A 23,628-nucleotide genomic window follows, 5' to 3' on the forward strand; every position below is an offset into this window, starting at 1 on the left:
CAAATGAATTTTATCACGCTTGACAAAGTAGAAATTGAAGTTGCTAACAGCGAAAAAACCGAATAAATAACAATCGTTAAAATGATAGAACCCGTATTTTTCACCACGTCTACTCGGTTTTGCTAAATTGCGAGAATCAAAGTTAAACGCGTTACCAAATTTTAATAACTCAAAAACTTATTAAATTAGAGGTCGATAAACGCAGACGCCTCAGAAACTTAAAAGCATAATACGTATCATCGACTGAATTCTCACATTTATTTACCGATTATTTCAATTTGATCAGTATCAACATTACGTAATCCGTAATGATGAAGCTTTGAACGTGACCCTTCTCCATGGGCTTTTGGTGGATAGAGCATGTCTTTTAGTTCAATATCATCCAATAGAATTTCATCTAGCGCAGCGCGAATTTCACTTAGCGTTTTCTCTAAACTATTTGAAAAGTTCGGCCTTTTACGAATAGTGTGTCCTAATTCTGTTAAACGATAAAAATACTTGTTTGCAAGGCTAACAAGTTCATCTGGCAGCTCTTTATTTTGGTTAAGTAAAACATCTGGTTGCGCCATGCAATATTCTATCAATGCTGTATAAAAACATAATGGCTTATTGGCGAGTGGTACGCTTGTGTGAGTACGACTGTTGATCAGCAATTTCTGTTCAAGGTCGATAACCAATCTCGCTCGCTCTTCGTCAATATTCTCTACTACCAAATTGTTTTTTGTTAACTTCAAGTCATAGCGGTAGTTAACTAAAAAATAAAATCCGATACTTGCGATGAGTGCCAACCACGAAAAATAATCAAATAAACCCAATTTTTTCAGCGAGAAAGCAAATCGCACTACTTGTGTAGGCGTACTAAATTGATGGGTTATAACTTTACGATTTGAGCCAACATCGTACTTATTTGACTGAATAGCCAATACCTTTGGTAATAGAGGATGGTGCGTTAATTTTTCATTTAATGCCGTAATGTAATTTGCCACGGCCAAGTCATTGCCAGCACTGCTTTTATTCGGATCAGGCAAAGGTAAGCGATTTAAGTCTTTTGCGATTCTATTTTCAATATGTTGTGTTAACTGGTACTGAGCATTAACAAGATTTATGCGTTTAGCTACGCCATAGACTAACTGAAATACCAAAAACACTAGTATGCACAGCAAAATTTGCTTATTTTTTTTAACATTCAACATAACTTTCTACATCTTTAAAATAGGGAGAGGTTTGGGCATTTGCATGGCGGTGAATAATTTGATTAATTGCACATACAAGTTCTGTGTTCTCTGTCTCCATTTTAAAATACCAACGACTTCCACTCACTTTACTGCTAATCGGCGTAATGTAATTTTCCAAAAAACGGTCCATATCGTCTTGCTTCCAATACGACGCAATCACATCGACTTTTCCTTCAGCTAACAGATCTCTCAGCGTAGAATGGGAGCTAGCCTGCACAATGTCCAAACTATCGACGTTAATATTTAAACGTTTAAACAGCGTTCTCGGTAAAATGTAGCCAGAACGACTACTTGGGTAATCCAACAGGCCAATACGCTTATCAATAAAATACTCTTTTTCAAGCTTTGGTTTTTCGTTTAACGAGATAAAAAATGCTGTGTAATCAGGATAGGCAAGCAAAGTTTTATAGTTAAAAGTGTATTCGCTTTTAAAGGCAACCATTAAATTCTCTTTAGTCATGATTAAATCAGCGTTGCCTCGCCCGATAAAATCTAATGCATCACTCATATTATGACCCCAGTTTAACTGCACTTGGCCAAACTGCTTTGCAACAATCGGGTTATTACAAAAATACGGTATGAGCTGCTTTGCTAACTGCTCTGTTGGTACATAAATATTGAACGTATTTTCATTTTCTGACAACGCTTTATCACATTGTTGCTTGACAGACATAAAAGTATCAATTGCCTTTAATTTGGTTGGGTATTGAGAGCCCCCTAAAAACCCAAAAAGAACAATTAACATACAAAAAACAGCTGTTATTACCGCTTTTGAAAACAAAAAGTTATATTTCATTTTAATTGTTATTATCTATGCTCAATTCAAGCCTCAATTTCATCACGTATATTTACTTATTGCAACAAGTAAATTTATTTAAAAAACATAAACCGTTGATTTAACTAGTTTGTTAACAAGTAATTATGAATCCCAATGAGTCCTTTCTATTTTTGTAAAACTAAGGACAATTAGCCTTGTTGATAACAACTACATACAATTAAAAAGATGATTATGAGCTTACGTTCTTTGATATTAATTGCTCTTACGCTAACGCACTTTCAAGCGGGCGCATGGAGTCAAAATGGGCATCGTATAATCGGCAAGATTGCCGACAATCATTTAACTGCTGAAACTCGTAATGCTATTTCCCCATTATTACAAGGCGATAAACTGGCTGAAGTAACCACTTGGGCTGATGAAATGCGCTCCAACCCAGAATCCTTTTGGCAAAAAGAGTCTGGAAAATGGCACTATATTAATATCGCGTCAGCAGACGAATTTAAACCTCATCATTATCACCTTTCAGCTACTGAGGGCGAAGTTACTGATATTTATGCTGGTATTTTGAAAGCCACCGCAGTGCTTAAAAGCACGAACACCTCATTAAAAGACAAGCAATTTTATTTTCGTTTCCTCACTCATTTAGTTGGTGATATTCATCAACCAATGCATGCTGGTCGCAGTGAAGACTGGGGTGGAAATAAAATAAAAGTGAAATTTTTCGGTAAAGAAACCAATTTACACTCATTGTGGGATAAAGACTTAGTTGAAAGCGAAAACCTTTCTTACAGTGAATTCGCCGAGTTTATTGATACAAATGACGCAAAGCTCATCTCTACTTACCTAGCCTCAGAGCCCAAAGATTGGGTGCTTGAATCATTTCATTTAGCACAAGGTTTGTATGATATCGGTAACGGTGAATTTAAATACCATTACGTCTACGAGCAAATGCCTGTGATTAAACAGCGTTTGCTACAAGGCGGAATTAGATTAGCTGGTTTGTTAAACCACATTTTTGACGAATCGGCACACGCGAAAGCAGCTACTAAGTAATCTGCTAACGCATGAACAAAAGCAATAAAATTTTTAAAACTAACTTTCAAATTTAGTTACACGGGAAACTACTAATGAAAACGCAACTACGTAAAAGCGCTTTAACACTTGCTGTTGCTGCTTGTTTGGGTGCATCTGGTGCAGTTTATGCGACAGAAACCTCATCAGCTGTGCGCGGTAAAATTACTACGCCTGCAGGTGAAGCTGCTGCTAACGTTAAAATTAAATTAATTCACGAGCCATCGGGTACGGTTACTGAATACACTACGAACGACGCAGGTGCATTCCTTGCTAAAGGTCTTCGTGTTGGTGGTCCTTACACTGTAATCATCGATTCAGACAAGTATAAAGATATCACTAAAGATCGTATTTACTTAAGCCTTGGTCAAACAAGCCGTATTAGCGAGCAACTTGAACCATTAACGATGGAAACAATTCAAGTAACGGGTGTTAGCTATACACAACAAGCTGGCGGAGCAAACAGTGCATTCGGTGCAGAAATCATCGAAAATGCACCAAGCTTCAACCGTGATATTAAAGATATTGCGCGTATTAACCCACTAGCGACAGTAACTGGTTCTGGTGAATTAACAATTGCTGGTAACAATCCACGTACTAACGCGTTAACCGTTGATGGCATCTCACAAAATGATGATTTCGGCCTAAACTTCAGTGGTTACCCATCACAACAGCCGCCAGTATCACTTGATGCTATTGAGCAGGTTACTGTTGACTTTGCACCATTCTCAGCATCTAAAGGTAACTTTGGTGGCGGTACAATTAACGCGGTAACTAAGTCAGGTACAAACGAGTTTAAGTTCTCTGGCTATTATGAAACATCAACACCAGATATGGCTGGTGACGTAGATCGCCTAGTTGAAATTAAAGGTCAAGACGAGCGTACGTACGAAACCGAAAAAGTAGACCCAATTCAAACTGAAGCACGTTACGGTTTCAGTGTTGGTGGTCCAATTATCAAAGATAAACTATTCTTCTTCGCGAACTACACATCATGGCGTAGTGAATTAGAAATGGATTATGGTTTTGAAGGTTCTGGTGCAACTCACCTTTACAACACAACTGAAGAAAACTTCAACCGTTTCTTATCTATTTTAGAAACAGAATACGGTATGACTGATTCTTTAGGTGGTGATCCGGAAGATACTAACGATACACTAATCAGTAAAATCACTTGGAATATTAACGACGCGCATCGTCTAGATTTCACTTACCAGTGGCAAGACGACCAAGATGAGCGTAACTTCGGTAATGGTGGCGACACTGTGATGTTAGCATCAAACCGTTACACTTATGTTAATACATTCAATAACTTCGCAACTAAGATTTATTCAGATTGGAATGATGATTTTTCATCAGAAATCAGCATTAGCCACAAAGATGTAACAACTGAGAGCAACACTAACTCAAACATCGGTAGCGTGCTAGTTGAAGAAAAGTTCCGTGGCCCTGCTTACCAGTTTGGTATGGATCAATTCCGTCATGCGAACTACGCAGAAAACCAAAATACTGCGCTTGCATTTGATGGTACATACCTACTTGGCGACCATGAGATTAAATTTGGTGCTAAGTACGAGCGTTTACGTTTATACAACCTATTTGCAGCAAACTCATTAGGTTCATGGGAATTTGATAGCTTTGATGGTTTTGCAAATCGTGAAGTTGGTAACTTCCGTGGTAGCTACGATTTTGACTATGCAAATGCCTACACAAACGATTCAAAAGACACGGCCTATGACGCAACACGTAGCCAAATTGCACTTTACATCGAAGACACTTTCTACCCGCACGATGACGTTGAGTTAACTGCTGGTGTACGTTATGAACGTTTATCTTCTGATGATAAACCACGCCTTAACGAAGCGTTTTTAGAAACTTATGGTTTCAGCAACCAAGAAAACCTTGATGGCTTAGACATCATTCTTCCACGTATTGGTTTCCAATGGTTTGCGAGCGACGACTTAACCGTTAAAGGTGGTGTAGGCCGTTTCCAAGGTGGTATCCCTAACGTTTGGTATAACAACCCATTCCAAAACGATGGTATTACTTTTGTCGCAGCACCAAGCAGTGCAATTGCTGATTACTATTCGCAAAACCCTGCTGATATTACAGAAGTACCTCAGGCAATCCAAGATTCATTAGTACCAGGTGCAGGTAGCACTAACTACACGGATCCTAACTTTGAGCTACCATCAAGCTGGCGTGCACAATTAGGCTTTGACTACAACTTCTCAATTGAAGGTTTTGGTGATGACTACATTTGGTCAGCAGAACTTGCTTATGAGAAGAAACAAAATGAAGCAGTTTGGAAAAACACAGCACTTAAAGAAGTGGGTTTAGCAGCTGATGGCGAACGTGTAATTTACGAAAGCCGTTACGAAGGCGATAAAGCTGACAACTTCGACATCATGATGACTAATGCTGATGACGATGGTCGCTCAATTATCTTTGTTACGTCACTTGCGAAAAACTGGGATAACGGCGTAAGCATGACCATGAGTTACACGCACCAAGATATCGAAGAAAATCACGTAGGTTCTTCATCTCGTGCACAAAGTAACTATAAGCATAACATTGTTAAAAGCCGTAACATGGATATGGCTGCGCGCGGTCACTACGAAATTGAACACAGCTTTAAGTTAAACCTAAACTACAAGCGTGAGTTCTTTGACGGTTACGAAACACGTTTTGATATGTTCTTCGAACGTCGCTCAGGTCGCCCTTTCAGCTGGGTAATGGGCATGTATAAAGATAGTGATTTAGGTGATACTCGCGACTTCTACTCAAACAGCGCATACCTTGCTTACATCCCAACGGGTGCTGATGATCCAAATGTAAACTGGGAAGAGTCTGGTATTTCTTGGGAAGAGTTAAGCGCGCTTATGAATAAAGCCGGTTTAAGTGCTTCAGGTTCAATTATGGACCGTAACTCTGATAGCCAGCCTTGGGTAACTAAGATGGATATCAGCATTAAGCAAGAGATCCCTGGTTTTGCAAAAGGTCACAAAGCGCAAGTTTACTTAATGGTTGATAACTTCGCTAACTTGCTTAACAGCGATTGGGGTGTTGAAAAACGTCTAACATACCCTAACCAAACGCTTTATGACTTTGGTGGCTTAGATGATCAAGGCCGTTATATTCTTGACAAACGTTTTGATGGTGCAAGCACATTAAACTACAGCACAATCGATATTGGCTCGTCAGCGTGGCAAGCTAAGATTGGTGTAAGTTACAAGTTCTAAATTAAAAATCCCTTGAAAATAAAAGCCCAGCAATTGCTGGGCTTTTTTTTACACTGAATTAAATTGGACTAAACTATTGCAGTGTAACCAAAAAGTAATAATTTTAATAAAAGCTTAATGATGCTGTTTTAGGCTTACTAAAACTACTATCAAGGGAAAGATCTATGAACACGCTCTTCAACAAAAAACTACTGCCACTTGCAGTCGCAAGCTGTCTATGTTCAACAGTGGTTAATGCAAATGATACGTCATCGTCGTTAAAAGGTAACATTGTAGGGCCTAACGGTAACCCTGCCACTGGCACACAAATAACGATTATCCACTTACCTTCTGGTTCAGTAAAAACTGCAACTGTTAACGACGCAGGCTTATTTAGCGCAAAAGGCCTTCGTGTTGGCGGTCCTTATCAAGTAATCGTTGATTCCAACGAGTTTGAAGAAACTATGGTAGAAAATATTTATCTTACATTAGGTAAAGAGTACCCATTAAGTGTGCAGCTTCAATCAGCATCAGCAATGGAGCAAATACTTGTTACTGGTCGCCCTCTTTCAATGCAATCGGGCGGTACAGGGCCTGCAAGTAACTTCACCTTAAATGATTTACAAAGTAAGCCTGCAATTAATCGCGATATTAAAGACATTATTCGAACCGATCCGAGGATCTATATAAACGAAGCGGCAAGCGATGCGATTCAGTGCGCTGGCGGTAATCCACGTTTTAACAGTTTAACTGTTGATGGCGCGCGTATGAACGATAATTTTGGCTTGAACAGTAACGGTTATCCCACTGAACGCATGCCCTTTTCTTTTGATGCGATAGACCAAGTAGCAGTTGAACTCGCACCGTTTGATGTGCAATACGGCGGGTTTACATCATGTAACATCAATGCGGTTACAAAATCAGGTAATAATGAAGTTAGTGGCAGCGTATTTTTTGATTACACCAGTGATGCATTAAAGGGTGATTCAATTGAAGGAACTCACGTCGATACAGGTGACTACAGTGAAAAACGTTATGGCTTTAATGTTGGTTTACCACTAATAAAAGACAAATTATTTTTCTTCACCTCTTATGAAGAGCTCGATGGCGCACAGATATTTGATTACACGCCGTTTGCAAATGGAAAAATAAGCCAAGCTACGATAGACCGCATTACGCAAATTGCTAAAACGAATTACGGTTATGATCCTGGTAGCATGATCCCAAGTTTGCCAGTTGAAGATGAAAAATTATTAGTCAAACTAGACTGGAACATCAGCGATGATCACCGTGCAAGCCTAGTATATAACTATAATGATGGTTATACGCTAAGTGAATCGGATTCGGGCTCAAGTGCCCTATCTTTATCAAATCACTTTTATGAACGCGGCGCCAAATTACAATCTTTCGTTTCGTCACTTTATTCCGATTGGACCGATGACTTTTCAACTGAAGTACGCATTGGCTATTCGAAGTTAGATAATCGTCAAATATCTATTGATGCGGCATCAGGTTTTGGCGAAATGCGTATATCAACGCCAACGCCAGACGTCAATGTTTTCATTGGCCCTGATGACTCGCGACAAGCAAACAAACTAAAATACGACAACTTATCACTTAAGCTCGCAGGTACTTACTTTTTAGATAATCATGAAATATCGTTTGGTTATGAACGCGAGTCACTTGATGTTTTTAATATGTTTGTCCAGCATAATGAGGGCGAATACCGTTTTAGTTCGATTGATGATTTTGAAAACGGTATTGCTCGCGTATATTACGGCAATGCACAAAGCCACAACCCTAAAGACGCTGCTGGTGAATTTGAGTACGCGCTCAATACGTTTTATGTGCAAGACACATACGACTTAATTGATTACGATTTAACACTGACTTTTGGCTTACGTTATGACGTGTACACCAGTGATGACGTGCCAGAATACAGTGTAAATTTTGAACAGCGTTACGGTTTTACAAATCAACAAAACTTAGATGGCGTTGATTTGCTGCAACCACGTTTTGGCTTTAACTGGATTTACAACGATCAACTAGAGCTGCGTGGTGGATTTGGTTTATATTCTGGCGGTAACCCGAATGTTTGGATTTCAAACAGTTATTCAAACGATGGTATTCGTAATATTCAAGTCGATAAGAAAAACCTTCAAATTTTGGGGCCTGATGCAATAGCGTTTAATGGTTCAGGGCGCCCCGGTTACGATATTCCAGTTGAACTTTACGACGCGGTTTCACAAGGTGGTGCGGACGATAGCACCAATGTAACCGATCCGAACTTTGAAATTCCGTCGGAATGGAAGTTTGCCTTAGGTGGAACCTATATCACAGAGTCAAACTACATCTTTAACTTAGATTATCTGTATACCGATAAACAAGATTCTGCTGTTATCAGAAACCTAGCTGATGAAGTTACCGGAACTGCGCCGGACGGACGCCCGGTGTATTCAGGAGTGAACCACCCTTATGAATCCGATCTGTTACTGACAAATGTCAAAGGTAGTGACGGTTATTCCCATGTGCTTTCTTTTGCTTTTAATAAAGCATTTGATAACGGCTTTGATATTGCAGCCTCTTATGCATATACCATTGCGAAAGAAGTGCACCCAATGACAAGCTCTGTGGCGTTTTCAAACTATCATCGAATAGCTGTAAGTGATCCTGAAAACCCAGGTGTTTCTACATCCAATTACGAGGTGCCACATCGTTTCACCTTTTCCGCAGGTTATGTACATGAATTTATTGATGGCTTAGAAACGCGCTTTAACCTATTTGGGCAAATTAGCCAAACTAACCCTTATTCATACACTTTCTCTTATGATACTGGTGGTTTAGGATTTAATGACGAGGACCGCCAGCTTTTATATGTACCGCAAAGCAATGATGCAAACGTTGTTTATGGTGATGGCTTCGACCTAGCAGCGTTCAATGCTTGGGTTAGCTCGGAAGGATTAAAACGCGGCGAAATACAAGATAGAAATGAAATCGATGGTGATTGGTGGACAACTATTGATTTCAAAGTTGAGCAGCAATTTCCTGGTTTTAACGATGGTCACTCAGGTTCAGCCTACTTTATCGTTAAAAACATCGGCAACATGCTAAACGATGACTGGGGTGTATTGAAACGTGGTAGTACATTCCAACCTGCTATCAAAGCGGATGTGAATGACCAAGGACAATATGTGTTTGAGGAATTTTATAATCCATCAGGCACCAGTGTAGAAGTTGATCCATCTCTTTGGGAAATTCGCTTAGGCGTGCGTTACAACTTCTAACACAAACTATTGTTAACTAAAAATGCCCTGCTCATGCTGGGCATTTTTGATTTTAAAGCAACTTACGAAACTAATCGGTCACATCATCGAGCTTATTTATAATGATAAATAATGTACTTTGCTCTTCGTGCGTTAATTTATCAAATAATGCATTTTGCCAATTATTTGCATCACTTGCTAATTGGAAAAACAATTGTTCGCCTACTTCAGTTAGGGCAAGCACCGTCGCGCGTTTATCTTTTTCGTCTCGCATACCCAAAATAATGCCTTTTGCTATTAATTGCTTTACCGCTCGCGATGCAGTGGATTTATCAAGTTCTGCCCTATCGCAGATATCTTTAGCGGTTAAGTTTGATTGCTGCGCCAAATGAGCAATCACGCGCCATTGGGGTACTGTTAATCCATACTTATCGGCATATACTTTTGCAAAACTATTACTGAGTGCATTACTAAGACGCGCCATGCGATATGGTAAGAACGAATCAAGACTTATCATAATGTGTTTGTTTTAGAAATTTTCGGTTAGTGTGACGCTAACTTATGCGTTTTACAAGCAAGTCTAGCGTGTACTGCACCGCTTAGGTCATTTTTATACAAGCAACGCTTACGGTGTTACACACTTTTCAATAAAGCTACTCTTTATCATGTTAATAAACGCTAAAAGTAAAAAGCGCACTTGCATTTAGTCTCACGTGAGACTATATTGATTAAAAATCACAATGGGAGTGACTATGAGTTTTCCAGAATATGACTATTTAACCGGCTTTGGTAACGAGTTTGAAACAGAAGCCCTTGAGGGTGCATTGCCTATCGGCCAGTTTTCACCGCAAAAAGTAAAGTACGATTTATACGCTGAACAATACAACACCACAGCGTTTACAGCACCGCGTGCAGATAATCGTCGTAATTGGTTTTATCGCATCCGTCCTTCTGTTGTACAAGGCGATTATTCACCGCTTGATAACGGTTTACTGCGCACTGCACCAATCACCGAGGTGCCAACACCTCCGACTATGCTTCGCTGGAACCCGATTGATATTCCAACTGAAAAAACTGACTTTGTCGACGGCTTAATCACCATGGCTGCAAATGGCAGTGCCAATGGTCAAACAGGTATTGGTATTCATGTTTACGTAGCGAATAGCTCAATGGATGGTCGCTACTTTTATAATGCCGATGGTGAATTACTCTTTGTGCCACAACAAGGCGCTATAGTACTTCATACTGAATGCGGTAAACTTGCAATCAAACCTGGAGAAATTGCAGTAATTCCACGTGGCATTAAGTTCTCGGTTGAACTAATTGAAGCTACAGCGCGTGGTTATATTTGCGAAAATTACGGTCACCCTTATATTCTGCCTGAACGCGGTCCTGTAGGCGCAAATGGTTATACCAATGAGCGTGACTTCCAATATCCTGTTGCCGCATTTGAAGATATTGAAGGCGACTTTGAACTTGTCGCTAAGTTTAATGGCAACTTGTTCCGCTGCGATATCGGTCACTCACCACTTGATGTTGTTGCTTGGACAGGTAACAGTGCGCCATACAAGTACGAGCTTTCGCGTTTTAACGTAATGAACACGGTAAGTTTTGATCACCCAGATCCATCTATTTTTACGGTATTAACTTCACCTTCAGGCACTGCCGGCGTTGCAAATGTAGATTTTGTGATCTTCCCACCACGTTGGATGGTTGCAGAAAATACCTTCAGACCACCTTATTATCATCGTAATATTATGAGTGAGTTTATGGGCTTAATTGAAGGTGTATACGATGCAAAAGAACACGGTTTTGTACCTGGTGGAATGAGCTTACATAACTGCATGTCGCCACATGGCCCTGAAGCAGACGTCTTTGAAAAAGCATCAAATGCAGAGCTTGAACCACAGCGTTATGAAAACACGCTCGCATTTATGTTTGAATCGCGTTACGTTATTTCACCAACCAAGTATGCACTTGAAGGTAAAGAGCGTCAGCAGAATTACCTAGATTGCTGGAAAGGTATTAAGAAATATTTTAGTCAGTAATATTTTTTCACTTAAATTGCTGACCGCATACTTAACAAAGTTAGTATAAAAAGAACGGAAAACCGTTCTTTTTTGTTCGTGCTTAAAGGACTTAATTTTATGAAACTTTATACTTATTTTCGCTCATCTGCTGCTTATCGTGTTCGTATTGCGCTTAATTTAAAAGCCTTAGATCACGAAATGGTGCCGGTAAATCTTCTAAAAAGTGAACAACAAAGCGACGATTACCTAAACGTGAATCCACAAGGTTTACTTCCTGCGCTCGAAACTGAGAACGGAAAGCTAGGTCAATCGCTTGCGATTTTAGAATACCTTGATGAGATTCATCCAGAAACGCCACTGTTACCCAATGAACCGTGGCAAAAAGCACAAGTACGTAGTTTTGCCTATGCAATTGCTTGTGACATTCACCCAATCGATAATTTACGCGTATTAAAGTATTTAACCGGTGAACTCAATGTAACCGAAGAGCAAAAAACTGCTTGGTATTTACACTGGATCGAAATTGGCTTTGAAAAACTAGAAAAGCAAATTGGTGCAACGGATTTTTGTTGTGGCGATACTCCGAGCCTTGCCGATGTATGCTTAGTGCCGCAAGTATTTAATGCATTACGATTTGGCCTTGATTTGGCACAATTCCCAAAAATTAATGCGATTTATCAACGTTGTAACAGCATACAAGCATTTATTGATGCCGCACCTGAAAACCAGCTTGATGCAAACTAAGTTACACTAATTAAATAAAGGCTCAGCTACTTTAATGGTACGCCAGTCTTTTACATCGTCATTTAAAAAGCCTGCCTCTCGGTAGGCTTTTTCAATTAGGCCACGGTCTCTCAGTATTTTTAGCCCACGCTGCAACGCTTCAAACGTTTGTTTTCCTAAAGGGTGTTTTTTAGAAACGACAAAGTGGCGACTATCATTAAGCGCAACTTTTACATTGGGAATAGCAAAAATTTTATAGTCAGGGCCAATGTAAGAAAAGTTATGCTGCTTTTTAAACGGCGCTAACATACCATCAATCCAGCCTCGGCTAACCATTTTAGCCATTACAATCCAATCAGATTCATGCACAAGCTTTTTAGGTTTTAAACTTTGTAAGGTGACCCAATCAACATGCCAATCTTTACTTGAAACAATTGTCATGTCCGAAAGCGATAAGGTCTTTGCATCATAGTTTGCAACGTTTTGTTCAGATGTATACACACCCGCGTAGTACTCACCTTTGCGAATAAGCGGCTCACTAATAAATAAATTATCCTTATATTGCTCTGTCGCACTTAGCCAAAGTGAATCAAACGATAGCAACAACAAGCCTTCGTTTAACAACTTCAAATTACGCGCATCGTAATTGCCATAAATAAAGTTAAACTGAATATCTGCACCGCCTAATAGTAGCGCTTGTTGTATAAGAATAAATTCAACGACATCGCGCTGGGCATTTTTACCCGAATAATCTGTAATATCTAAGATTGGCGTTTTGCCAATAATGTCCTTAGCATAGAAATAAATATCGGTTTCAACCGTGATATCTATCACTTTACTGTGCAGAGGTATACTTAGAAAGAATAAAAATAAAGCAAAAAAACGACATAACATGGTATTTACGCTACTCTGCTCTTAGCAACTCTTTAAGGTTAGAAGTGAATGAATAAATTCACAAATATAAGGAAACAACAATGAGAGTTTTGGCTTTAGTACTACCAATGTTGATTGTCTCTTCGTTAGCGAAAGCGCAAACACCAAAAAAGCATATTTGGCTAGAAACTGAGGTAAATCATTTGATCTGTTGGTATGACGATAAAAAATATACCTTAGGTGCGGTAATTGAGGTTAACGACACAAGGTTAATTTGCACACAAAGATACCCTAACCAAGAAAATGGCCCTGTGGCATGGTATCAGCTTGATAAAAAAGGCAATATTATTTACCCAAAAACAAAGCCCAAGATAACGGTAAATTAAACGCGACTCAATTGGCTTTGCTGCTAAACATCAAGCTAATTAGACATACGCGCGACATAGTGGCTCGTCAAACGGTTGTTGCTGTATGTTGTCATAGTTAATGTAAACGCACTTGGGCTGCGCTTTAATACGCGATTAATAAGATGATACACAGTACCTGCTCGACTAACTGACCAAACACTAACATGAGTAGATGACAGTGCCTCTATCCAAATATCGCCAGCCTCGTTATTCTGATCAAACCGCAGGTAACCTTGATTTGCATATAAGGTTAAACTTTGGATCCGTTGTGTAAATTCATCGCGCTCTTGGGCGTTGGTTTTCGCTCTTAAAACCATAGAGTCATCATTAGCAAAAACCATTTCCAGTCTATGCGATTTGGGGACCTTACGCGCATTAGCAAGCTCTTCACCAATACAATAAAACCCATCACTTTTTCCAAGCCACGAACCGCTTAAATCTTTAAACAAACGATTCAAGCTCGCTTCTTGACTGCGCGTTAATTTATTATTAGCAGGTAAATCTGCTAAACCAACTTTGCTCGGTGGGGCACTTAGGCATTGCGCTGCGCTTAATGTAAAGCTTGCGAGTAAAATAACTAACATCATTATTATGCGCATAGTATGATCCCTTTAAATCAATGTGAGCATTGCTCAATACTGTACTCTAAATTAGTTTGATACGTTAAATGAACATAGAAACAAAATGGTTACAAGACTTTCTTATTCTAAGTGAAACTAAAAACTTTAGTTTAGCTGCACAATTACGATTTGTAACCCAACCGGCGTTTAGTCGTCGAATTCAAGCATTAGAAAAGAGTTTGGGGTGTAAACTCATTGATAGACGCACCAACCCGCTTAGTCTCACAAAAGAAGGCATTGCGTTTCAGCCAACTGCACAATCAGTACTACATTTACTCAACAACTCGGCTGAAAAGCTACGGGCAACAAGTTATGCCCAAGAGCTAAAAATCGCCGCAACTCATACCTTAGCGTTAGGGATATTTCCAAAAATATTAAAAACTCTAAAGCGACAGTTACCTAATGTCAGCGCTGAGCTTCAAATCGCCGATGCTGACGACTGTACAAAACTACTCAAAAGTAATAACTGTGACTATTTACTCGCATTTCATGATGAAGAATTACTAAGTGAAGGTTATGAGCGTTTTGAACTTGGCGCAGTAAAACTATTGCCGGTCGCACTGAGTTCTCAAGTTAATACGTGGCAAACGGCAACTAAAGTACCCTACCTTGCTTATCAAGCTTCAATTTTTCTCGGCCGTACCGTTGATAATGCACTAGACCAGCAAACAAAAAGCAGACTTGATAAAGTGGCGAGTTCATCAATGGCAGACAGTTTAAAAACCATGGTGATGCAAGGGCTAGGTATGGCATGGCTGCCTGAATTCGCGATTGAAAAAGAGCTTCAAGAAGAAAAGCTCAGCATTATCACCGGGTTTGATGCCATCAATAACCTAAGCGTTAGCTTATATCGAATTCCGTCTAGCGATCATACAAAATCTATTTACTGGCAAGGCATAACACAGGCACTAGAAAGCGACGATTTGAACTAAGGTTGAATGAGTAAAAGTAATCATTAGAACGCTAGGTGATATGAAAGCCTTCCAGTGCTATGCATAATTTGCATATTCAAAAACTATTTAAAGCATTAGTCTTTAACCTAGCTTATCGGTAATCTTGCGCCGACTCTCACCAATACAAGACAAAAAAGCAATGCGTATAGAATCTGATCTTCTCGGTACAATGACAATTGAAAACAATGTACTCTATGGTATACAAACTCAGCGCGCAGTAAATAACTTTCCGTTAAGTGACAAGACACTGACGCAATACCCTGCGATGATTAAATCACTCGCCTACGTTAAAGCAGCCTGTGTTCGCGCAAACCAGCAACTAGGTCTAATTAACGATGAAAAAGCTGATGCAATTTTTGCATCATGCAATGATCTAATTGATGGCCAGTATAATGATCAATTTCCTGTTGGCATGATCCAAGGCGGCGCTGGCACATCAACCAATATGAATGCCAACGAAGTAATCGCTAATATCGCACTGCAAAAGTTAGGACATCCACTAGGGGCTTATCAATTTATACACCCTAATTGCGATGTAAACTTGTCGCAATCAACCAACGATGTTTACCCAAGCGCCATTCGACTAAGTATCTTGCTACAACAGCCAAAGCTGATAGCCAGCCTAGAAGGCTTGATTGAGCGTTTTTCTGAAAAATCTCAAGAATTTAAACATATTCTTAAGCTCGCCAGAACCCAATTGCAAGATGCGGTTCCAATGACATTAGGTCAAGAATTTACGGGGTTCGCATCAACGCTACGTGAAGAAATAAAGTTACTTAATCAGTTAAGTCCATTTTTCTATGAAATCAACTTAGGTGGAACCGCGGTTGGAACAGGGATAAATACCAAAAAAGGCTATCCTGATTTAGCAATCAAGCAGTTAGCATATTTAACTGAACTACCCTTTGTTAAGGCCGAAGATTTAATTGAGGCCAGCTCTGATATGGGCGCGTTTGTAATTTACTCATCAGCACTTAAACGTCTTGCAATCAAATTATCTAAAATCGCCAATGATTTACGCCTATTAAGTATGGGACCACGCGCAGGGTTAAGCGAAATAAATTTACCAGCCAAACAACCTGGTAGTTCAATTATGCCGGGTAAGGTTAATCCGGTTATTCCAGAAGCCGTAAGCCAAGTCGCATATCAAGTAATTGGATTAGACTCAGCAATCAGTATGGCGGCTGAAGCAGGACAACTGCAATTAAACGCAATGGAGCCGTTAATCGCATTTAATATTATGGAAGAAATGGCGCTACTAACTAACGCATGTAGCATGTTTGATCAGCACTGCGTTTCAGGCATTAGTGCAAACCATGAGCGTTGTCATTATTTATTAGACAATAGCCTTGCGCTTGTTACGGCATTAAACCCATTTATTGGTTACGACGCTGCAACCAATATAGCTAAAGACGCATTAAGTTCAGGTAAAAATATCAAAGACTTAGTGTTGGAAAAAGGGATCCTTAGTGAATCTCAGCTAGCAGATATTATGCAACCAGAAAAATTGACTGAGCCTGCATAGGGCTTAAGCACTTTTAATAAATTAAGTGTATAGCAAATGCTATACACTTTCTTTGCAAAGCAATACTAAGCGTTGTTTGATGTGTTTATCGATTATTTCGCACCAATCAATCGCATGCAAAATGCCGAATTATCAAAATGAATCGTTAGAAAAACGGCAAGTTAAAACCAATCTAACCTATTTCTACACCACTATTTTCGCTCTAAAATAACGGCTCCCTCGCCTTCTTCCTTTAAGCAATCATCTTGGTTATATAAGTGACATCTTTCCAACGACAAACAACCGCAACCAATACACGATGTGAGAGAGTCTTTTAGCTTTTCAATATATAAAATCTGTTGTGTTAACTTATCACGCCACGCAGTAGCGATGTGTTCCCAGTCACTAACCGTAGGTGTCCGTTCATTCGGTAATTGCGACAAAATTGCTTTAATATCACTTAAACTAACACCAATTTTCTGGCCTGCTTTAATTAATGCGATCCGTCTTAATACATCCGGTTTATATCGCCTTTGGTTGCCACTATTACGCCAACTTCGAATTAATCCTTTTTCTTCGTAAAAGTGGAGCGTCGAGACTTTAACCCCAGCACGTTTTGCAATATTTCCAACCGAAAGGTTCGCATCAGCCATAACTAAAATTGTTCACTGTTTAATTCTATAAAATACCCGTACATTTTTATAATAAGTAATGAAGAACTCAAGTATGACGCGAAAAAATTACGACAAAATACGTAACAAGCTATGTCTCGGTTAATGCGTAAATACATCGCATTTCACTTTATTAAACCGAGCATATTTAAGATATGAGAAAACATAAAAAGAATATGCAAAGGGCAATGGTTTTAGATTTACATTACGCCAAAGAAAGCACCTATTAAGATACTATACTTGTATTCTAAAATTCCTTTCAAAATACCGTCATAGTTAACTTGCTTAATGCAAATCTTCGCCTACGCCTCATGCTAAATCACGAATCAATATGTTAATCGCTTAAAAGCTTGTGGTAATTTAACTTGGCTGAACTTAAAGCTTGCAGAAAGGCAGCGGCTTGTTTACGTTCGTTAACCTTATCCCTTATGTAAACAGTAAGTTAAGACTAACAAAGTAATTTTTCATAATAACTGCCACTCTCTTTTCATGGCATTTGCAAACAACAGTCCTATCAATACCAATTTAACGCATATATCTACTTAAATTTAATGCTAAAACTTCGAGTAATCGACTAAATTAGTTAAAAGAAAACAATTTTTATTATAGTACCTAATTATTAACCAAAAGTTATAAAACAGGATTTAAAATAATTAATACTTATATAAAACCACTAACTAGTTCTAAATTGGCAATTAAATAGGCTAACTAGAGTTGATCTTTTCTGGACAAAATTGCTATTGTTACACCATGCCGTTATTTTCATTTAGATGAAGTGAAAGTCTAAGCGACCTGAATTGAAATTAATACTTTATCATTAACGGCAAAAAATTAGTCCCCAAAACTATGTATGCTCTACAAGGATAGAGAAATGACAACAAATTACGCAAAAGTAAAAGAATTGTGCGACCAACTGGTTTCTGATGGAAAGCCGGTGTCGGTTGAGGCCATTTTACAAGAATGTGAAGGCAGCACTGCGAGTATTCTTGCACACTACCAACGTTGGCGCAGTGAGTCGCAAGACACACGCCAAGCGACAGCTGATACAGGGTCATTAAGTGACGAGTATATGGCTGCATTTCACCGCGAGATTAAACGTTTCTCAAATGCTATTAATCGTGATTTCGAAGTTCAACTTGAACGTGCTATTGAAGCCGAAAAGTTCGCTATCCTTAGTCTACAAAAAACTGAACAAATTACCGGTGAGTTAACCGAAAAAGTGCAAATGCTTGAGGCGCGTTTAGAAGAAGAAACAAGCCAGTTTAAGCAAACAATCGCAGAAGTCGAGGACAATGCTGATGTCGAAATTTCATCGCTAAAAGAGCACCACGAAAAGCAACTTCAAGACCTTACTGAGTCAAAAAATCAAACAATTGAAGATATGCGAATTGCCAATGAAAACACCATTGAGCAATTAAAAGCTAATAACGCTGCGACCGTTGCAGAATTGAAAGAGTCAAGTGAACGCACCATTGCTGAGCTAAAACAGTCTGGTGAAGCAAAAGTAAGTGAGCTTACTGAGAATGTTGCAAGCCAAGTACAAACCCTTGAAGCGGCACTTGAAGAAAAAGATTCGAAAATCCAAGCATTATTACAAGAGAAAAACTCTACCCTTTCTCAGCTCTCACAGCTAGAGCAAACTGCAAATACACACGCAGCGAAAGCAGAGCAACATAACTCAGAAGTTGAAGATCTTCGTCAAGCAAAAGAAGCTATGCAAGCACAGCTTAAACAAGCTGAGCAAAGCATTGAAATGATGAAGAAACAAAATCTTGAGCTATCACAGCATAACCAAGATCAGCAAACTGCGGTTAAAGGTGCTAAAGAGCAAATCGAAGAAATGCAAACACAGCTGGCCGAGGCTCAGAAGATTGCGACAAGCTTTGAAAGTGAAAAAGAAAACTTACTTAAGCAAATGGACTTCGTTAAGAACAATTCAACCGCTACTATTCAGCGCTTAACGCAGAACTCTGATCAAAACCTTTCTAAGATCAGACTACTTGAAGAAAAACTTGTTAGCGAACAACAAAACGCATGGCGTTATGAGAATGAAAACGAGAAGCTACAAGAGCAACTTGAATTTATTAAGCAAAACTCTGCAACGACTGTAGAACGTTTAACGCGCAGCGCCGAAAAAGCGATGGCACGTGTCCGCGACCTAGAACGTGAAGTAGATGATGCTAAGTTAGAGCTTGAGCAAATACGGGCTCAAAACAACGTTGTGCCATTACAAGATCAAGCATAACAACATTAGTTAGTGAATTTAAAAAAGGGTCATTTGACCCTTTTTTATTATTGCAAAAACGCTAAAAAAAGCTAAATTGAAAGGTAAATCGCTAATTTTAAAAACAAATTGAAAATTTACACAGCACGTCAAGCAGTATTAAATCACAAAAAAAGATTAGTCGCCTATGAGCTGCTATTTCGTAATAGCCGCGCTAATTCATTTCCTACCGTAGACTCGGTTATTGCCACCTCAAAACTTATCGCCGATAGTCAGTTTATTATCGGGTTACGGCGCTTAACGTCGGGGAAAAAAGCGCTTATTAAGTTTCCACATCTTGGTATATTGCAAAAGCAGCCTGAGCTGTTACCAAGCAACGATTTTATTGTAGAGTTAATGACAGACTTCGTGCCTAATCAAGAAGTCTATGAAGCATGCCGTAGCTTATTTCACAAAAACTATGTGCTGGCGCTTGATCCCTACACTCCCGACTTTGACTGGCAACCTTATTGCAACTTATGCCGTTTGGTGAAATTTGATATTAGCAGAACGCCGTTAAACACGGTAATTGCTGATATTAATAAGTTAAAGCAACAAAAAAACATCAAACTAATGGCGACAAAAATTGAAACTCATGAAGATTTCGAACTCGCCAAACAACTTGGCTTCGATTACTTTCAAGGGTACTTTTTATGTCGTCCGCAATTAATTGAACAGCAAGATATGGTAAGCCACTCACAAACTGTGGTGTTGCTCTATACCGAACTGGTAAAAGAAGAGCTCAATTACGACAAAATCGCTAATCTAGTTGAGCAAGATGCTGCGCTTTGCTACAAATTACTGCGCTTTATCAATTCGGGTCTATTTCCTACTCGCGAAGAAATTAACTCAATTAAACAAGGCTTGATTTACCTTGGTGACCAAAACGCGAAGCGTTTTTTAAACCTAGTTGTTACTGCACACTTTGCTAAAGACAAGCCCCACGAGCTAATTCGCATGTCGACCATTCGAGCCAAATTTTGCGATGTCATTGCGCAAAAAATCGCGCCAAGTTTAAAAAGTAAATCATTCTTGGTTGGTCTTTTCTCATTATTAGATGCCATTTTCGATCGCTCTATGGACGTAATTATCAAGCAGCTCCCACTCGGAAAAGACATTAGTGATGCATTAATTGGCCAAGAGAACCTCAATCGAAATATTCTTGAACTCGTGCTTAGTTATGAATCTGGTAATTGGCAAAAAATAGAATCACAATGTAACAAACTAAAGCTCGATCAAGCGGATTTACCAGCGTTTTATTATGAAGCTATAAAGTGGAGTGATATTTTATATAACTGTACTCAGCAAGAAGACCCGCTATAAAAAAGCCCAGCAACTTGGCTGGGCTTTGGCGTTATATAACTTATATATTAAAACATATAGCTTAATTTCACGTAGTAGAAACCACCGTTGTAGTCGTACGGACCACTTTCATAATATTTAGCACCTAGTACACCATACGAAGCAGTTGGTAGTTTTTGTGCTTCTTGGTCGAAAATGTTGTTCGCACCAACCGCTGCTTTAAAGCTCTCATTAATGAAATAGCTCACTTCCGCATCAAAGGTAAATGATGAATCCGCAATTTCATTCCAACAACCGTCTAAACAATCATCATCAGCATGCACTGCGAAGTATTCGCCAAAGTAGTTAGCGCGCACAAACATGCTAATATCATCCCAGTTTTGGGTAATTGTGAACGTAGCACGGTGCTGAGGCATGCCTTCTTCTAAACGTTTTACTTTACCGTCGCTTGTGGTTGCAGGGTTAAACGCGTCAACCGTTGTTTCATTCCAGTTATACGCTAACGCAAATTTTGTTGCGCCATTGAGTAAATCGGCTGAATAGTTAGCAACAATATCAACACCTTGTGTTGTAGTATCAAAGTCATTTGCAAAGTAGGTAACAGCCGAGATTAACTCTGGGTTTTGTACACCAAGCGCTCTAAGTTCAGCATAATCTTCTTCACGTACTGTAATTTGACTAGACTGCGCGATACGATCTGTTACTTCAATGTTGTAGTAATCTACTGTTAAGAAGAAGTCATCATATTCGTATACGGTACCTAATGCATAACTTGTTGACTCTTCTGGTGTCAGCTCTTTACCACCATAAAATGCAGAAAGTGGATCTGTTGGCGGCGCTAAGAAACTTTGAATTAATTCACCGCCTACAAGTGATGTTGCCGTGTTTACAACATTTGCCTGACCAACGGTCGGTGCTCTAAAGCCAGTACTTGTTGAACCACGAACCTGCCAATCATCTGAAATAGCATATTGCAATGTTAATTTGTAGTTCGCTGTATCACCAAAGGTATTATAATCTTCGTAACGAAGTGCTGCGCCAAATAGCAAGCTTTCCGTCAAATACGCTTCAGCGTCAACATATGCCGCCCAGTTACGACGAGTATTAGTTCCTTGAGATTCAGGACCAAAGCCTTTAAAGCCATGTGAACCAATATTAAAGCCTTGGTCTGCGTAAGGTCCGGCTTTCCAAGATGCTTCTTCACCTGACACTATTTCAAACGATTCTTCTCTAAATTCAAAACCACCGGCAAGGTTTAGAGGATCGTCCAGACCAACTTCAAGTGATTTAACTAAATCAAAGTTAAATGTCTTTTCAAGTTGAATATATTTACCCGTATCAAAGTCCACTGGCGTGTCTAAACCAAGTGATGGGTTAAGCGAGTTATAAAGGTAGAAATCCGCTGCATTTCGACCAACTGAGCCGCTTAAATCAAAATAAACTTCATCTAACCAGCCACCACTAATCTCGCCTTCAACACCCATGGTAAGCGATGTATCAACGATGTTGCCAGCAAATTGCGGCGTGTAACCACCAGGGAAAATCATGTTCATTGAGAAACAGTTAGGATCAGCAACCATATCTTTATATGCTTGTGTATCAAGTACATTCGGTACATTTGCCGGTACAACAGCACATGTTCTAGGACCGCCATTTGCTTGACCAATATCACCTATTAGCAAAGTTTCGCCGCCATCGTTTGAATAAACATTACTGCGGTTATGTGGATTACGATAATAAAAGCCACCTGTTGCATCACGTTCAGAATAGTTACCAAACATGTAGAATTCTTTATCATTACCTAAATCAAGGCCCACATTACCAAAAACTGACAAGTCGTCTTCGATTTCTGGGTTACCCCATACTTGCGCAGGATCATTGATGTAAGTGTTACCTGCGTCAGCGAGACCTCCAGCGTCTGGACGCTGAACTGAGCGGCTTGTCGCATCAGCATTTTTTAATGCGAAAGACAAGTTAGCAAAGCCGTCATCGGTAAAAGGCATGCCAATGTTACCCTCAATTGTGGTTGTGTCGCCGTCACCTTCAAAATACTCACCGTATTTAACTGTGATACTGCCACCTTCGGCTGAATCTTTTAACACAAAGTTCATTACGCCTGCGATGGCATCTGAACCGTATTGCGCTGCAGCACCGTCACGAAGCACTTCAACTTGTTTTAACGCAATGCTTGGAATTACCGAGATATCAGGTCCTTGTGCACCATCATTCACACCACCACCTTGGAATGCAATAACCGATGCACGGTGACGTCGTTTACCATTAACAAGTACCAAAGTACTGTCAGACGATAAACCACGAAGGTTAACAGGACGAATTAACGTTGCGGCATCACTGATAGGCTGTTGACGCACATTAAATGAAGGAACTTGGCTTACAAGTAGCTCTAGCATGTCAGACGAACCATGCTTTTCTAGATCATCGCCACCAATAATATCAATCGGTACAGGTGAATCGGCGATTGAACGTGGTGCAGAGCGTGTACCTACTACGGCGATTTTTTCGACGTCTTTTTTAACCTCTTCGGTGTTATTTTCTTCTGCTATTGCAGAATAAGACATGGTTGAGACGAGTGTTGATGAGCAGGCAAGTAATATTGCCTTACGTAGCGCTTTAATTTTCATAATTTCCCTAGCAACTTAGTTAATTATTATGTAAATATGTTTAACATACTATTTACATAAATAGACTAAATT

17 protein-coding genes are annotated in these 23,628 nt (G+C 39.5%); 10 read left to right on the top strand and 7 right to left on the bottom strand.

Annotation, left to right across the window (positions count from 1 at the left end; genetic code table 11):
- Nucleotides 1-257: 257 nt before the first annotated feature.
- Nucleotides 258-1,193, bottom strand: coding sequence for a hypothetical protein (locus L1068_RS03545; protein ID WP_237129117.1), 936 nt, complete (start codon nt 1,191-1,193; stop codon nt 258-260).
- Nucleotides 1,180-1,908, bottom strand: coding sequence for a hypothetical protein (locus L1068_RS03550; RefSeq protein ID WP_237129118.1), 729 nt, complete (start codon nt 1,906-1,908; stop codon nt 1,180-1,182). The genes L1068_RS03545 and L1068_RS03550 overlap by 14 nt, the downstream gene beginning before the upstream one ends.
- Nucleotides 1,909-2,244: 336 nt before the next feature.
- On the opposite strand from L1068_RS03550, the gene L1068_RS03555 reads away from it, so the two are divergent.
- The 3 genes from L1068_RS03555 to L1068_RS03565 all read left to right on the top strand — a co-directional run bounded on the left by L1068_RS03555 (nt 2,245) and on the right by L1068_RS03565 (nt 9,589).
- Entirely contained in the window at nt 2,245-3,066 is an 822-nt protein-coding gene (locus L1068_RS03555; RefSeq protein WP_237129119.1) for a S1/P1 nuclease, read from the top strand.
- Nucleotides 3,067-3,140: 74 nt separating this feature from the next.
- Nucleotides 3,141-6,326, top strand: a complete 3,186-nt coding sequence (locus tag L1068_RS03560; RefSeq protein WP_237129120.1) for a TonB-dependent receptor — start codon at nt 3,141-3,143, stop codon at nt 6,324-6,326.
- Between the two features lie 164 nt (nt 6,327-6,490).
- The gene (locus L1068_RS03565) at nt 6,491-9,589 is read left to right on the top strand and encodes a TonB-dependent receptor (protein WP_237129121.1); all 3,099 of its coding nucleotides are present in this window, start codon (nt 6,491-6,493) and stop codon (nt 9,587-9,589) included.
- A 70-nt stretch (nt 9,590-9,659) separates the two neighbouring features.
- On the opposite strand, the gene L1068_RS03570 is transcribed toward L1068_RS03565, so the two are convergent.
- Nucleotides 9,660-10,085: a MarR family winged helix-turn-helix transcriptional regulator gene (locus tag L1068_RS03570; RefSeq protein ID WP_237129122.1), complete on the bottom strand. Its 426-nt coding sequence runs from the start codon at nt 10,083-10,085 to the stop codon at nt 9,660-9,662.
- A gap of 235 nt (nt 10,086-10,320) precedes the next feature.
- On the opposite strand from L1068_RS03570, the gene hmgA reads away from it, so the two are divergent.
- Together hmgA and maiA are read left to right on the top strand one after the other, a co-directional pair.
- Entirely contained in the window at nt 10,321-11,616 is a 1,296-nt protein-coding gene (gene hmgA, locus L1068_RS03575; RefSeq protein WP_105171892.1) for a homogentisate 1,2-dioxygenase, read from the top strand.
- 99 nt (nt 11,617-11,715) lie between these two features.
- Complete coding sequence (gene maiA, locus L1068_RS03580; protein WP_237129123.1) at nt 11,716-12,342, top strand: maleylacetoacetate isomerase; 627 nt, start codon at nt 11,716-11,718, stop codon at nt 12,340-12,342.
- A gap of 6 nt (nt 12,343-12,348) precedes the next feature.
- Here maiA and L1068_RS03585 read toward each other — a convergent pair whose 3' ends face one another.
- The gene (locus L1068_RS03585) at nt 12,349-13,155 is read right to left on the bottom strand and encodes a hypothetical protein (protein ID WP_237129124.1); all 807 of its coding nucleotides are present in this window, start codon (nt 13,153-13,155) and stop codon (nt 12,349-12,351) included.
- A 140-nt stretch (nt 13,156-13,295) separates the two neighbouring features.
- Between L1068_RS03585 and L1068_RS03590 the strand changes: the two genes are divergently transcribed.
- Nucleotides 13,296-13,580 (top strand): DUF1496 domain-containing protein, encoded by a 285-nt coding sequence (locus L1068_RS03590; RefSeq protein ID WP_237129125.1) that lies wholly within the window; start codon nt 13,296-13,298, stop codon nt 13,578-13,580.
- Between the two features lie 35 nt (nt 13,581-13,615).
- Here the strand turns inward: L1068_RS03590 and L1068_RS03595 are convergent, their stop codons facing one another.
- Entirely contained in the window at nt 13,616-14,200 is a 585-nt protein-coding gene (locus tag L1068_RS03595) for a hypothetical protein (RefSeq protein ID WP_054979149.1), read from the bottom strand.
- Between the two features lie 68 nt (nt 14,201-14,268).
- Here L1068_RS03595 and L1068_RS03600 point away from each other — a divergent pair, with 68 nt between their 5' ends.
- Together L1068_RS03600 and L1068_RS03605 are read left to right on the top strand one after the other, a co-directional pair.
- On the top strand, nt 14,269-15,153 hold the full coding sequence (locus L1068_RS03600) for a LysR substrate-binding domain-containing protein (RefSeq protein WP_237129126.1): 885 nt from the start codon (nt 14,269-14,271) through the stop codon (nt 15,151-15,153).
- Nucleotides 15,154-15,313: 160 nt separating this feature from the next.
- Nucleotides 15,314-16,699, top strand: coding sequence for an aspartate ammonia-lyase (locus L1068_RS03605; protein WP_237129127.1), 1,386 nt, complete (start codon nt 15,314-15,316; stop codon nt 16,697-16,699).
- A gap of 191 nt (nt 16,700-16,890) precedes the next feature.
- On the opposite strand, the gene soxR is transcribed toward L1068_RS03605, so the two are convergent.
- On the bottom strand, nt 16,891-17,331 hold the full coding sequence (gene soxR, locus L1068_RS03610; RefSeq protein WP_010559365.1) for a redox-sensitive transcriptional activator SoxR: 441 nt from the start codon (nt 17,329-17,331) through the stop codon (nt 16,891-16,893).
- A gap of 889 nt (nt 17,332-18,220) precedes the next feature.
- On the opposite strand from soxR, the gene L1068_RS03615 reads away from it, so the two are divergent.
- Together L1068_RS03615 and L1068_RS03620 are read left to right on the top strand one after the other, a co-directional pair.
- The gene (locus tag L1068_RS03615; RefSeq protein ID WP_237129128.1) at nt 18,221-19,594 is read left to right on the top strand and encodes a hypothetical protein; all 1,374 of its coding nucleotides are present in this window, start codon (nt 18,221-18,223) and stop codon (nt 19,592-19,594) included.
- A gap of 108 nt (nt 19,595-19,702) precedes the next feature.
- Nucleotides 19,703-20,935 (top strand): HDOD domain-containing protein, encoded by a 1,233-nt coding sequence (locus L1068_RS03620; RefSeq protein ID WP_237129129.1) that lies wholly within the window; start codon nt 19,703-19,705, stop codon nt 20,933-20,935.
- Nucleotides 20,936-20,982: 47 nt separating this feature from the next.
- Here L1068_RS03620 and L1068_RS03625 read toward each other — a convergent pair whose 3' ends face one another.
- Entirely contained in the window at nt 20,983-23,556 is a 2,574-nt protein-coding gene (locus tag L1068_RS03625) for a TonB-dependent receptor (RefSeq protein WP_054979143.1), read from the bottom strand.
- Nucleotides 23,557-23,628: the final 72 nt, after the last annotated feature.

Origin of the sequence: Pseudoalteromonas sp. MMG024, assembly GCF_021654175.1 — a bacterium.
GTDB lineage: Bacteria > Pseudomonadota > Gammaproteobacteria > Enterobacterales > Alteromonadaceae > Pseudoalteromonas.